The sequence below is a fragment of the Flavobacterium sp. GNP011 genome (genome assembly GCF_056428925.1).
Map to the genome: position 1 here is coordinate 110,244 of NZ_JBWJVJ010000007.1, position 13,816 is coordinate 124,059.

9 protein-coding genes are annotated in these 13,816 nt (G+C 31.2%); 4 read left to right on the forward strand and 5 right to left on the reverse strand.

What is annotated here, in order from left to right; all coding sequences use genetic code 11:
• Positions 1-651: 651 nt before the first annotated feature.
• The 3 genes from AC061E_RS08575 to AC061E_RS08585 all read left to right on the forward strand — a co-directional run bounded on the left by AC061E_RS08575 (position 652) and on the right by AC061E_RS08585 (position 6,700).
• Positions 652-4,128 (forward strand): PAS domain S-box protein, encoded by a 3,477-nt coding sequence (locus AC061E_RS08575; RefSeq protein WP_478285853.1) that lies wholly within the window; start codon positions 652-654, stop codon positions 4,126-4,128.
• 69 nt (positions 4,129-4,197) lie between these two features.
• Positions 4,198-5,058, forward strand: coding sequence for a KPN_02809 family neutral zinc metallopeptidase (gene ypfJ / locus AC061E_RS08580; protein ID WP_478285854.1), 861 nt, complete (start codon positions 4,198-4,200; stop codon positions 5,056-5,058).
• A 355-nt stretch (positions 5,059-5,413) separates the two neighbouring features.
• Entirely contained in the window at positions 5,414-6,700 is a 1,287-nt protein-coding gene (locus tag AC061E_RS08585) for a DEAD/DEAH box helicase (protein WP_478285855.1), read from the forward strand.
• A gap of 184 nt (positions 6,701-6,884) precedes the next feature.
• On the opposite strand, the gene AC061E_RS08590 is transcribed toward AC061E_RS08585, so the two are convergent.
• The 5 genes from AC061E_RS08590 to AC061E_RS08610 form a co-directional block, all read right to left on the reverse strand.
• Entirely contained in the window at positions 6,885-7,838 is a 954-nt protein-coding gene (locus tag AC061E_RS08590) for a phosphoribosylaminoimidazolesuccinocarboxamide synthase (RefSeq protein WP_478285856.1), read from the reverse strand.
• A 101-nt stretch (positions 7,839-7,939) separates the two neighbouring features.
• On the reverse strand, positions 7,940-10,288 hold the full coding sequence (locus tag AC061E_RS08595; protein ID WP_478285857.1) for an alpha/beta hydrolase family protein: 2,349 nt from the start codon (positions 10,286-10,288) through the stop codon (positions 7,940-7,942).
• A gap of 45 nt (positions 10,289-10,333) precedes the next feature.
• On the reverse strand, positions 10,334-11,146 hold the full coding sequence (locus tag AC061E_RS08600; RefSeq protein WP_478285858.1) for a Cof-type HAD-IIB family hydrolase: 813 nt from the start codon (positions 11,144-11,146) through the stop codon (positions 10,334-10,336).
• Positions 11,147-11,362: 216 nt separating this feature from the next.
• Positions 11,363-12,313, reverse strand: a complete 951-nt coding sequence (locus tag AC061E_RS08605; RefSeq protein WP_478285859.1) for a PhoH family protein — start codon at positions 12,311-12,313, stop codon at positions 11,363-11,365.
• Positions 12,314-12,334: 21 nt separating this feature from the next.
• On the reverse strand, positions 12,335-12,850 hold the full coding sequence (locus tag AC061E_RS08610) for a hypothetical protein (protein WP_478285860.1): 516 nt from the start codon (positions 12,848-12,850) through the stop codon (positions 12,335-12,337).
• 122 nt (positions 12,851-12,972) lie between these two features.
• On the opposite strand from AC061E_RS08610, the gene AC061E_RS08615 reads away from it, so the two are divergent.
• Positions 12,973-13,800 (forward strand): SAM hydrolase/SAM-dependent halogenase family protein, encoded by an 828-nt coding sequence (locus tag AC061E_RS08615; protein WP_478285861.1) that lies wholly within the window; start codon positions 12,973-12,975, stop codon positions 13,798-13,800.
• Positions 13,801-13,816 lie beyond the last annotated feature (16 nt).

The window sequence follows — 13,816 nt, forward strand, 5'->3', positions numbered from 1 at the left end:
TAAAAGTAGTAATTTGTTATTTTTATATTAATTATAAAAATAACAAACTCAATTTAGAAAATTTTGATTCATTACTGCAATTATTTACTTTCAATCACATTAAGCTACTTTTCAACAAGTTGGTTCTCTACAACTGTTTCAAGTAAATTAATGATGATTTATGAAAAATTAGCATTAGATAATAATTTATTTAGGGTATTAAATCCATTAGTATTTTTAATACTTTTTTTGATGATTTTTAAATTCTCAAAAATAAAATCTTTATTGTATCCTGAGTATATTAAAATCTATCCTCTCAAGGATTCAAAAAGTGAAGAGTATCAACTTTATTTTTTATTTCTGGGTTTAGTTATACCTGTTTTAGAAATTATTTTCGAAATATTTAAAGTACGAACAAAAAGTCTTCTTTTTCCTAACCTAATATTAGGAAGCATATTATTTTTGATTTATTATTTAAGTCTAAAATCAAAATATATTTACCGGTACATTCAAAAAATTTTTAGAATAGCATTCCTATTTTCATTTGTTATCATTTCGAGAAACTTAATATTATTTCCAAACGATAAAATACCGTTTGTTGGCTTCATAATTGCATTCTTTTTTTCCTATTCAATCATAAAATCTCAAAAATGGTATTGGTTTTTTATTAGTTTGAACTTTATATTTATAACTACTATTTTATTATTTGGCATCATCCCTTTTGATTCAGCTGTTTTACTGTTCAATTATTGCATAATAGTTGTTATTGTCAATTACATTAGACATCTTTCTATCATTAATTTAAAGAGTAAACTATTATTTCACAATCAAATCATTAATAAAGGAAGCTCATTAATTTTAGCTACAAATGTAAAAGGAAAAGTTGTTTTTTGTAGTGAGAATGTAGTTTCAATTTTAGGATATACAGTAGAAGATGTATTGGGTTATGGATATTGGGAACGCACTGGTGACCAAGATTTATATAGTGAACAAGAAATTCAAGACTTCATTGACGATAAAATATTTGTACGGAAATTAAAGTGTAAAAATGGAGAATACAAATACATACAATGGAATGACAAAAAATTTTCCAATGATTTAATTATAGGAATTGGTCAGGATGTAACCAAAGAAGTACTAATTCAAGAGCAATATAAAAATGCTATTGAAGGAGCTATTGATTTGATTTATGAAGTAGATCATAGAGGTTTTTTTACTTTTGCAAATGATTTCACAATCAAAGCTCTAGGTTTCACTCCGCTTGAAATTATTGGACAACATTTTTCTACATTTGTTCATCCGGATTATTTAAATGAAATAAACCGATTTTATTCTAAATTAGATGATTTTGAAAGTAATTTCCCTACTATTGAATTTCCTTTATTTAGAAAGAATAAAAAAAACATATGGATTTCTCAAAAAGTTACAATCCGAAGAAATAAGGATGGAAAAATCATAGCATTCTCAGCAATTGCAAGAGATATTACTAAACTAAAAGACATTGAAGATAGTACAAAAAAAAGACAAAAAAAAGTAGAAGAATACAATAGAACAGTTACACAATTGTCTACAACAAATTTTAGTAACTATATCAATTTAGAAACTCGATTAATGAAAATATTAGAAACTGCTTCTAACATTTCTAAATGCAGTCGAGTGAGTTATTGGAAATATGAAAAGGACCAAATTATTTGTCAAAATTTATTCAATTTAGACAGCCAAACTTTTAAAAAAGGAACTGTTTTAGAAAAAAAAGATTATCCCATTTACATTGATTCCATTCAAAGGAAGAAACTGATTTGTGCACCCAATGTTTTAAAAAAGCATGAATTATCAGAGTTTATAGAAGAGTATTTTTTAGTATTAAACATAAAATCTGTACTCGATATACCATTTTTTATTGATGGTGAATTAATGGGAATAGTATCTTTTGAAACCATAAAAAACAAAAGAAAGTGGGATAACGAAGATATAAATTTTGCAAGAGCAATTGCAGATATCATATCTTTAACATTAATTTCTCAAAGTAGGTTTGAAACAGAAAAGAAATTAGAGTACAAGAGTGAATTACTCTCTGCAATGACACTTTGTACTGAAAAGTTTTTAAAAAGTAATGATATTGATGCTATTTTTACTGATGTTCTAGTGATAATGGGAAAAGCTACAAAATCTCACAGAACTTATTTTTATGAAAATAATGATGTAACAAAAACGATTAGTCAAAAATACAGATGGATTATACAAAATGATACTTTAAATGAAGTCAATCAAAAACTACAGCACCTGCCGCACGATTATTTTGAAGAACTACTTATTCCCTTGTTATCCAATACTATTTATACTGCCGTAGTACCCCAAATTGAAAATGTATCTCTCCGACAGAAATTAGAAAATATTAACGTTTGTTCAATTCTTCTTTTTCCAATTTTCGTAAAAGATAAATTCCACGGTTTTATTGGATTTGATGATACAAAGTTGGCAAGATATTGGTCAGATGACGAAATAAATATATTGCAAACATTAGCTCAGAATATAAGTTTTTCATTAGAAAGAATTAGAAATGAAAACGCTATATATGAAAGTGAAGAAAAATTTAGATTGCTTGCCAATAATATACCTGGAACGGTTTACCTCTCTAATTATGACGCTAAGACTACAAAAATTTATATTAATGATGAAATAGAAAATCTTACAGGTTATGACAAATCAGATTTCTTAAACAATAAAATTTCATTTATTGATTTGATACATCCATATGATAAGATTAAAACTATTGCTGCACAGAAAAAAGCAATAAACGCTAAAAAGCCTATTCATCTTACATACAGAATTATTCATAAAAACAATAATATTGTATGGGTTGAGGAGTTTGGCGATACCATTTACAAAAATGGAAAAATTGCATTTATTGAAGGAATATTTATTGATATCACAGAAAGAAAACTAGCCGAGACAATTGTTAAAGAAAAAGAACTTGCCGAAGCGGCAAATAAAGCAAAGTCAGATTTTTTGGCCAATATGAGCCATGAAATTAGAACTCCCCTAAATGGGATTATAGGATTCACTGATTTGTTAATGAATACAAATCTAGGCGAAATACAGGAAAAATACATGACCACAATAAGTCAATCAGCGCATTCATTATTAAATATTATCAATGATATTCTAGATTTTTCTAAAATTGAAGCAGGTAAACTCGATTTATATTTTGAAATATGCAACTTAAAAGAAATTCTTTTACAAATTATTGATTTAATACACTTTGAGGCAAACCAAAAAAATTTGCATCTAGACTTAATTTTAGATGAAAATATTCCTTTCAATTACTTATTAGACAGTGTCCGATTGAAACAGATTCTCATTAACTTGTTAGCAAATGCTGTTAAATTTACTGAAAATGGTTCTATAAAATTGATAGTGAACGCTGTAAAGCCTATAAAAAATGGCTATATAACAATTCGTTTTGCTGTAGTAGATACTGGCATTGGGATTTTAGAAGAAAATAAAAAGAAAATCTTTAAAGCTTTTTCACAAGAAGATGGATCCATTACTAGAAAATTTGGCGGTACAGGATTAGGATTAACAATATCCAATCAATTATTAGGACTAATGAACAGCCAACTACAACTGGAAAGTACCATCAATGTGGGAAGTACATTCTATTTTGACTTAGAATTAAAAGTAACTGATAACATTATTAACCACAAATACTTAGCAAAAAAAAATTCGGATATTAATGACAAGATTGAAGAAGAAAATAATTTAATTTCAAGAAAAATACATATTTTGATTGTTGAAGATAACAAGGTAAACATGTTACTCTTAAAAACTATTATTAAAAACGAATCCTATCTAACTCAAATTCATGAAGCTATAAACGGATTAGAGGCTGTTGAAAAATTTAAAGATGCGCCAATAGATATTATTTTTATGGATATTCAAATGCCAATTATGAATGGATATGAAGCCTCTCAATGCATTCGAAACTTACAACATGGAAAAACAGTTCCTATAATAGCAATAACTGCAGGTGCAGAAAAAGAAGAGAAAGAAAAATGTATTGCAGCTGGTATGAATGATTACATCTCAAAACCAATTATAAAAGGAATAATAGGTGATACCATTTTAAAATGGATTTCTCGCAACTAACATTAATGTTGCAACTATTAAAAAAAAATGTACTTTTATTATTTAAAATAAACCATTAAAATAAAATATATGAAATGGATTGGCAGACGTCAAAGTGAAAATTTAGATGACAGAAGAGGAATGTCATCAGGAGGCAAAACAATTGTAGGGGGAGGAATTGTAGGAATTATAATCTTACTTTTAAATACATTTGGTGGAGAAAATGCTCAAATGTTAACTCCCATTCTTGAGCAAATGAATCAAGGCCAAAGTGCTCCCACTGAGCAAAGAGCGCTTACACCAGAAGAGCTAAAAGAAAAAGAATTTATAAACTTTCTCGTTGTCGATAATGAGGATGTTTGGAAAAAAATATTTGAAGAAAATAATAGAAAGTATGAAAATCCAGTGGTAGTTCTTTTTTCAAATTCTGTAGACACTAAATGTGGAAGCGCAACATCAGCATCAGGACCATTTTATTGTCCTGCGGACCAAAAAGTATATATGGATTTATCTTTTTTTGAAGAACTAAAAACTAAGTTTGGCGCTAAAGGTGGCGATTTTGCTACTGCGTATGTAATTGCACATGAAGTTGGACATCACATACAAACACTACTAGGAACTTCGGCAAAAATGAGAGAAATGCAGCAAGGAAAAAGTGAGGCAGAAGCTAATAAACTATCTGTAGCATTAGAATTACAAGCAGATTTTTATGCGGGAGTCTGGACACATTACAATCAAAAAATGAATAATTTTCTTGAAGAAGGAGATATTGATGAAGCTTTAAGCGCCGCACATGCTGTTGGTGATGATGCCATTCAAGCAAAAATGCAAGGCCATATTGTTCCTGAATCCTTTACTCATGGTACCTCGGCTCAAAGAAAAGCTTGGTTTATGAAAGGGTATAAAACTGGAGATGTCAGTCAAGGAAATACCTTTGCTGAAATCAATTAATACATTGTGGCATGTAGCATAACAACTACATGCCTCAATTTTTTTATTGGAATTGATCCGAAAATAAATTGTCAGGTTTATTTAAAAATGTTATTTATTCGTAAAAAGAGCATCATTTGTAATGGATGGACATCCAATTACTGTTTCCATTTTCATTGTTATATAGTGTTTTATAAGAAACAAAGCGATTAAAAAACTTTCGAAGAACCCACTTTATACTGTAAAACAACAACTTACACAAGCATCTTTAACAAAGAAAACCTATCAATCAAGAGATATCCAAAATAATGACATACCTTTGCACGAAATTAAAGGAGCAAAATATATAAATGTGTTTGCTTCGTAAATACAATTTATGTCATTCAATTCATTAGGTTTATCTGATTCTTTACTCAAAGCAATCAGCAAAAAAGGGTACACTAACCCATCTCCAATTCAACAAAAAGCAATACCTCCCATACTTAAAGGCCAAGATGTTTTAGCATCTGCTCAAACTGGAACAGGAAAAACAGCAGGTTTTACGCTCCCAATATTGCAACTGTTATCTCAAAGTCAACCCGTTCGCAATCGTCCAATTCGATCGTTGATATTAACACCTACTAGAGAATTAGCAGCTCAGATATTAGCAAATATCAAAGAATACAGCGAATTTTTAGATTTAAAAAGCACCGTTATTTTTGGTGGTGTAAATCAAAATCCCCAAGTAACACAATTACGTCAAGGCATTGATATTCTGGTAGCAACTCCAGGAAGACTTATAGACTTGCATAATCAAGGTTTAATTTCACTTGCAAAAGTTGAAATTTTAGTACTTGATGAGGCAGATAGAATGCTGGATATGGGATTTTTACGCGATATTGAAAGAGTACTGAAAGTTTTACCTCAAAAAAGACAAAACTTACTTTTCTCTGCAACTTTTTCAAAAGATATTAAGAAACTAGCAATGGGAATTCTTCAAAATCCTGTCCAAGTTGAAGCTACTCCAGAAAATACTACTGTTGACGCCATAACCCAACTTATTTATCCTGTTGCCAAAGAGAAAAAAACCGAATTAATCATAAAACTGATTATCGAAGGTAGCTGGAAACAAATTTTAGTATTTACAAGAACCAAACAAGGCGCTAATAAACTAACTGAATTCATGAATGCTGCTGGCATTAAAGCTGCCGCTATTCACGGAAACAAAGGTCAAGGTGCTAGAACAAAAGCGCTAGAAGGTTTTAAAAACGGAAGTCTTACAGCTCTTGTTGCAACAGATATTGCTGCACGTGGATTAGATATTCCATTATTACCTCATGTTGTAAATTTTGAATTACCTAATATACCAGAAGATTATGTTCACAGAATTGGGAGAACAGGTCGTGCTGGTGCAAATGGTAAAGCAATTTCATTGTTTAGTCCAGATGAAACTGTTTTTTTAAGAGATATCGAGAAATTAGTTGGGTTAACAATCCCAAAAGAAAACATAAAAGGTTTTGAACCAGATCCAAACGCATCAAAAGAGCCTATAAAACAAGGGCAAGGTAGAACACAACGCTTTTCTGCACCCAAACAACCTAAAGTAGATGCAGCCAAAAAAACAAATAATTTTGGAAATAGACGTACTACTAGCTCAACCAACGAAACACGAGTAAATAGGTAATTACTATAGATGAAAACCTATAATTACTAAAAACAATAAATACCGTAAATCAAAACATGATTTACGGTCTTTTTATTTGATTACGTTGATAATCTTTTAAAAATGAAAAAATAATGATTTTTGATAAAGATTTTTGACACAAAAAATCCGCTATTCAAAAATAGCGGATTTTATATTTTGATCATTATTTACGAGACAAATAGTCTACTACATTAGCTTCAATTCTTGCATCAATGTTAGTGATATCTGCTTTTATAAACTTTTCACCTAATATATTTTCGTATAATTCGATATACCTTTCAGATACAGATTCTATATACTCATCTGTCATTTCGGGAATTTGTTGTCCTTCAAGTCCTTGAAAACCATTTTCTATCAACCACCTTCTTACAAACTCTTTTGACAATTGTTTTTGTTCGGCACCATTATTTTGACGGTCTTGATATCCATCTGCATAAAAATAACGAGAAGAATCGGGAGTATGAATTTCATCAATTAAAACAATTTTACCTTCTTTAGTTTTACCAAATTCATATTTGGTATCCACCAAAATAAGACCTCTACCCGCTGCAATCTCTGTCCCTCTTTGGTACAAATCTCTGGTATACTTTTCTAAAACAAGGTAATCTTCAAGAGATACGATACCTTTACTTAAAATTTCTTCTCTTGAAATATCGGCATCGTGTTCTCCGTTATCTGCTTTAGTTGTAGGTGTAATTATTGGTTCAGGAAATTTATCATTTTCTTTTAAATCATTTGGCATTGCAACGCCACAAATTTCTCTTTTACCAAGAGCATATTCGCGTGCCGCATGTCCAGACAAATAACCTCTAATAACCATTTCTACCTTAAATGGCTCACACAATTTCCCAACAGCTACATTTGGATCTGGTGTATCAAGCAACCAATTTGGCACAATATCCGATGTTAGTTCCATAAATCGGGTAGCAATTTGATTTAAAATTTGACCTTTGTACGGAATTCCTTTTGGTAAAACCACATCAAATGCAGAAAGCCTATCAGTAGCAACCATAACCAATAGTTCATCATTTATAGTATACACTTCTCTTACTTTACCTCGGTAAACTGCTTTTTGATTGGGGAAATTGAAATTTGTAGTTGTAATTGTGTGGCTCATTTTTCTAGTTGTGTGTGTTTATATTGTAGCTGCAAATTTAAAACTATTTCATAAAGTATAGCAATGAATACCTCATTCAATTGTTTAATATTACGGGAAAACTATTTTTTGAGTAAGGTTTGATTGAATAAATCTAATATCCTACTGTACTCATCAACCCAAGAATACGTTTCTTTGAATCCGTGTGCTTCAACTGGAAAACTAGCTAAACTCCATTTTTTCTTACCCAATTCAATAAAACGCTGAGACAAACGAACAATATCCTTATATTCTACGTTGTCATCAACCATTCCGTGCAACATCAATAAATCTCCTTGAAGATTATCTGCAAAATAAATTGGAGAACTTTTTTTGTACGCATCGGGATCTGTTTCAGGAAAATTTAAAATATTACCCGTGTAGCCATGGTTGTAGTGTGCCCAATCTGTAACAGATCTAAGTGCTGCACCTGATGCAAATTCCTTTGGAGCGGTTAACATTCCCATTAAGGTAATAAAACCACCATAAGAACCTCCGTAAACACCCACTTTTGAAGCATCTATATCATGATTTTCAACCAAGTACTTTTTTCCATCCAAGTGATCTGATAAATCTTTTCCTCCCATAAAACGGTATATCCCGGTTCTAAAATCGCGTCCGTATCCATCACTACCTCTATAATCGATGTCAAGAACCGTATATCCTTGATCTACTAACATGTTGTGAAACATATACTCTCTATGGTAGCTACTCCAATAATTATGAGCATTTTGCAAATAACCTGCTCCATGTACAAATAAAATAGCCGCTTTATTAGCATTTGCTTGCTGAGGCTTGTATAGTCTAGCATGAACGGTTGTACCATCTTGAGCTTTAAACGTAATTACTTCGGGTGCACGCCAAGAATATGACTTAAAACTTTCTGTTAACGATGATGTAATTTGGTCCAAAGAGGTATTGGTCTTATTACTTGCAACATATAATTCCCAAGGTTTATTTTTATAAGAATAGCGAACTAATAACGAACTTTCATCAGGAGATATACTTACTTCATGAGCACCATCATTAGTTAAAATAGGTTGCATTTTTTTTGTCGAAATATCAAGCTTGTAAAAACTTCTATTTCCTGGATGTGTGGTTGTAGTTGTTAGGTAAAATGTTTTTCTATCTTTAGCCAAAACTACTGATCGTACTTCCCAGTTGCCTTGCGTCAATTGCGTTTTAAGTTTTGATTTTAAATTGTATGTGTACAAATGAGAATAACTGGTCTCTTCAGATTGGAAATAAACAGTCTTATTATCAGCTAAAAAACCAAGAGTTCCTCTCCCGAAAGAGCTTGACGGAATTCCAGGACCACCAATCCATGCTTCGTCATGCTGATAATCAATTTCTTCAAAAGTATTTTTTTCAAGATTCAAACGTACAATCCAACGGTCTTTGTTATCTTGACTTCTTATCTCTGAAACGGCATAGCTACCATCATCATTATATATTGGCTCTTGAACAATAATTAATTTGTTCTTTTTCTCCACATTTTTATTTTTCTCATACAATTCAAAATATTTTGGTACATCTTGAATATGGCTCAAAGTAGAAAAATTGATAAAATAAACAGAGTCTTTAGCAACATTATAAACACCAAACTTTGAAGGAATCAAATTATTTACAGAAACTTTTTCTTTAGTGTCAACAATATCATTGTAGCCACTTGCAGTAATAAAAGCCTCCATTTTTTCTCTTTTCCCCTCTACTTCTTCTAGTAATCTAAAAGTGGCATAACTGCCTTTGGGATCCATTTTTAACCCTCCAAAAGTATTTTTTCCATAAAAATAAGGTTTTGGAAAATCTGACATAGAAAGTTTTGCTTTTTCAGCATTCCATTTTTTTAACGCCTCTTGATCTCTTACAAATTGGAATAGTTCTTCTTGCTGGGTCTTTAAAAAAGTTTCTTTTTGAGAAGCAACCTCGTCCGCTTTTCCTTTTCGGAAATTTGTAAGCTGAATCAAAGAACCTTCGTTGATGTTGTATTGAAAAATATTGTCATTCTGTCTAAAAAACAACAAACCCGCTGTTGCACTTACTTGCAAATTTGAAATTGGACTGCTGTGCTGAAACAACTTTTTAGAAATTTTATTTTTCAATGAATACGAATACAAACGGCCTTTGTCAAGATAAAAATAAACATCTGGATTTGATGATTTTCTTAAATCTAATCTTGAAAAAACAGCTTCACTAGCAGTTGCAAGTTCTGGTTTCGGCATGCCTTTTTTCCAAAAATACGTACTATTTCCTAGTTCATTATTTGGATTCCAATCAAAATATACTTTTTGTCCATCTATAGACCATCTTTCGTTTTCTGGTTGAGAACCAATGAAAGCATTTCCTTTCATGATTTCCTCTAGCTTTAAGGTTTGACTGTAAAGGGTAACCGAAAAAAATATATAAAGAATAAGTATTATATTTTTATTCATTTCAATTTGATTTAAGTTTAGTTGTTATTGTTATAATTCTAATTTTTAGTTCACTATATTTTTAATGATATATTCTGAAACTCCGTCGGTATCGTTGCTCGTTGTTATTTCAAGTTGCGGCAACAGAACTTTCAAACTTTGAGGAGCATTCTCCATAAGTATGCCTATTCCTGCCTCACGGAGCATGTTTTCATCATTAAAACCGTCCCCAAAGACAAGAGTTTCTTGAAAACTAAAATTCTCAAGTTCAAGAATCTTAGCAATAGCTACACTTTTATCTACTGATTTATCCATGAATTCTAAACAAAAAGGCAAACTAAAGGCATGATTGAATAACCCCTCATGTTTTTCTAAAATCTGATCTCTAACTGCAAGTAGTTTTGAGTGGTTTTCGTGGGTAAACAATAATTTAATCCCAGCATAGTCTTCTAATTCATTAAAATTTACCAGCTCAGGACGATACCTTATTTCAGGTTGAAAATCATTTAACTTCTTGTTAAATTTATTGGTAAACCAAATATCCTCTTTGAATAAAACCGTTGTAATAACTGGATCAATGTCAATACTTAGTACTGATTGAATGTGATCACTTTTTATATCAAACGAATAAAGTAACTTTTTGTCAGGGGCATGAATACGAGCACCATTTGAAGAGACCAAATAAACGGGAAATCCTAGTGAATCAAGTATTGGCATAGCATCAAGATGGTGGCGCCCCGTTGCAACAATGATTACATAATTATGCCGGTGAAGTTTTTGAAAAACAGAAATGGTTTTATCTGAAATTGTATGATTTGAGTTGAGTAATGTCCCATCTAAATCACTAACTATAACTTTAGTATTCTTGTTTACAATCATATTTTTTCTAAAAAATTCACATTCCTCAAAACTATTCTATTTTTTAGACAATGAAAAGAGAACGTACTTTTTTTTAGTGTAGCATTATGTTAAAATAGAATATCAATACAAAACCTTTTACAAATTATTATTTAAAAAAAAAAGATAGATTCTTAAAAATTAAAAATCGGGGATGACATTGTATTGCGATCCCCGATTTCAATATTAAATAAAGTTCTAGTCGTTATTTTCAATCATTTTGTAAGCATCAATAACTTTCTTAACTAGTCTATGACGCACAATATCTTTATCATCTAGGTAAATAATTCCTATTCCATCAATATCTTTTAAAACTAACAATGCTTCTTTAAGTCCAGATATCGTTCGCCTTGGTAAATCTACCTGACCCGGATCACCTGTAATCATAAACTTAGCACTTTTACCCATACGGGTTAAGAACATTTTCATTTGGGAATGTGTTGTATTTTGAGCTTCATCTAAGATTACAAAAGCATTATCGAGTGTTCTTCCCCTCATGAAAGCAAGTGGTGCAATTTGAATAATGCCTTTTAAAATATAATCTTCTAATTTTTCATTAGGCAACATGTCTCGTAGCGCATCATACAAAGGTTGCATGTATGGATCCAGTTTTTCTTTCATATCGCCAGGTAAGAAACCGAGATTTTCTCCAGCTTCAACCGCAGGTCTAGTCAAAATGATTCTTTTTACCTGTTTTTCTTTCAATGCTTTCACAGCCATGGCAACACCAGTATATGTTTTCCCTGTTCCTGCTGGACCTACTGCAAATACCATATCGTTTTTTTCAAGCGTATCAACAAGCAATTGCTGGTTAGGAGTCATGGCTTTAATTATTTTGCCACCCACACCATGTACTAAAATTTTGTCACTCCCTTGAAATTTGCGATCTTCTTGTGCATCTCCCATAATAACTCTTTCAATAACATTATTATCTATGTTGTTGTAACGCATAAAATGAAGCATCAATCGCTGAAATCGTTTTTCAAATTCGTCTAAAACTTCCTTTTCTCCAAAAGCCTTGAGTGTAGTTCCTCTTGCAACGATTTTTAATTTGGGATAATATTTCTTTATGGATTCAAGATGAGTGTCTTGAGCGCCCCAAAAGTCTTTTGGAGCGATGTCTATGAGCTCAATTATTCTTTCGTTCAAATGATAATATGTTTAGTTGTTTTAATTTAAAGTTAATCGAATTCCTATACCGTTTGAATTGGTTATCAAATCTACTTTGGTGCTTTGAAACTGCTCATAACCTGTAGCATTTTGATTGTTGTATTCCGTAACTACATTTTTAATTTTTTTTGAGAAACCTATTCTTACCGGAATTGCAATTAAAAGAGCAGCAAAACCTGTACCCATAATTATTATAGGAATACTAGTATTGGGTTCACGCTCAAATTCTGGATACATACCATGATCAAATCCTGAAATCACGTACGCCATAGTTCCCACACCTAATACTACGGGTCCAGCTATTAATAACGTATTTCCAATTGTTAGCTTTCTCCGTCCTACATTATATTCGCGTAACAAATCGGGGTTTTTAGTCAATGCAATTCGTACTAAATTAGGTGTTAGTACTGTATTTTTTTGATTGGTAATAACACCATTTCCCTTGTAAACAAGAATTTGACTCCAAGATTTTAAACTCATACTAAGTATAAAGAGAAATAAAAAGATTTTTTTCATACCAACTAAAATATTCAAATTGAAATTTCTATTTAATTTAAAGCTTAAAATACTTTAGCTTTGCGTTTCTCAAATTTAATGAAAATTAAGTTTACAAAACAGCAATAGTTATAAACAAATTTATGTCAATAATTACCCTTACTACCGATTATGGCTTGAAAGACCACTTTGTAGGTGCGTTGAAGGGAAAAATTTTATCTCAATACGCTGAGGCAACAATTATTGATATCTCTCATGAAATTGATCCTTTTAATACCGTAGAGGCCAGTTATTGTGTAAGCGCATCATACAACAGTTTCCCTAAAAGTAGTATACACCTCATAGGAGTAGATATGGAGCGTAATAAAGAAAACCAACATATTGCAATGCAATGGAATGATCACTATTTTATTGCTGCTGATAATGGCATTTTGAGCATGCTTTCGCAAAAAGTAAATCCGCAAGAAATTGTAGCTATAGACATTCATGATCAACTAGACCCAGATGCTGTTGACCTTGATGCATTTGTATCCGTAGCATGTCATTTAGCTAAAGGTGGAACTCTAAACAATATAGGAACCCACATTAATTCACTAAAAGAAGTAACAGATTTAAATGCGGTTTTAGCTGTTGATGGAAATTCGTTAAAAGGGCATGTGGTTTACATTGATCATTTTGGGAACGTTGTTACTAATATATCCAAAGAATATTTCAATCAAGTAGCACAAGGAAGACCTTATGAAATTGTTTTGAAAACTAAAAATATTAAAAACATATTACCAAATTATTCTGCTATTGCAAAAAATGACAAATATCCCATTAAATCCTATGAAGGTGAAAAACTAGCTATCTTTAATGAAGCAGGTTACTTAGAAATTGCTATTTTTAGAAGTAATCCGTCAAAAGTTGGATCGGCAAGTAGTTTATTAGGACTGAATTATAGAGATGTTATCATTATAAAATTTATTTAAAGTTTAAATCAATATC

Bases quoted from the DNA above. Each gene is read 5' to 3' on its own strand.
- AC061E_RS08610 (WP_478285860.1), bottom strand. From the start codon at position 12,850: ATGAAAAAAATCTTTTTATTTCTCTTTATACTTAGTATGAGTTTAAAA.
- AC061E_RS08590 (WP_478285856.1), bottom strand. From the start codon at position 7,838: ATGAGCCACACAATTACAACTACAAATTTCAATTTCCCCAATCAAAAA.
- AC061E_RS08595 (WP_478285857.1), bottom strand. From the start codon at position 10,288: ATGAATAAAAATATAATACTTATTCTTTATATATTTTTTTCGGTTACC.
- AC061E_RS08615 (WP_478285861.1), top strand. From the start codon at position 12,973: ATGTCAATAATTACCCTTACTACCGATTATGGCTTGAAAGACCACTTT.
- ypfJ (WP_478285854.1), top strand. From the start codon at position 4,198: ATGAAATGGATTGGCAGACGTCAAAGTGAAAATTTAGATGACAGAAGA.
- AC061E_RS08585 (WP_478285855.1), top strand. From the start codon at position 5,414: ATGTCATTCAATTCATTAGGTTTATCTGATTCTTTACTCAAAGCAATC.
- AC061E_RS08600 (WP_478285858.1), bottom strand. From the start codon at position 11,146: ATGATTGTAAACAAGAATACTAAAGTTATAGTTAGTGATTTAGATGGG.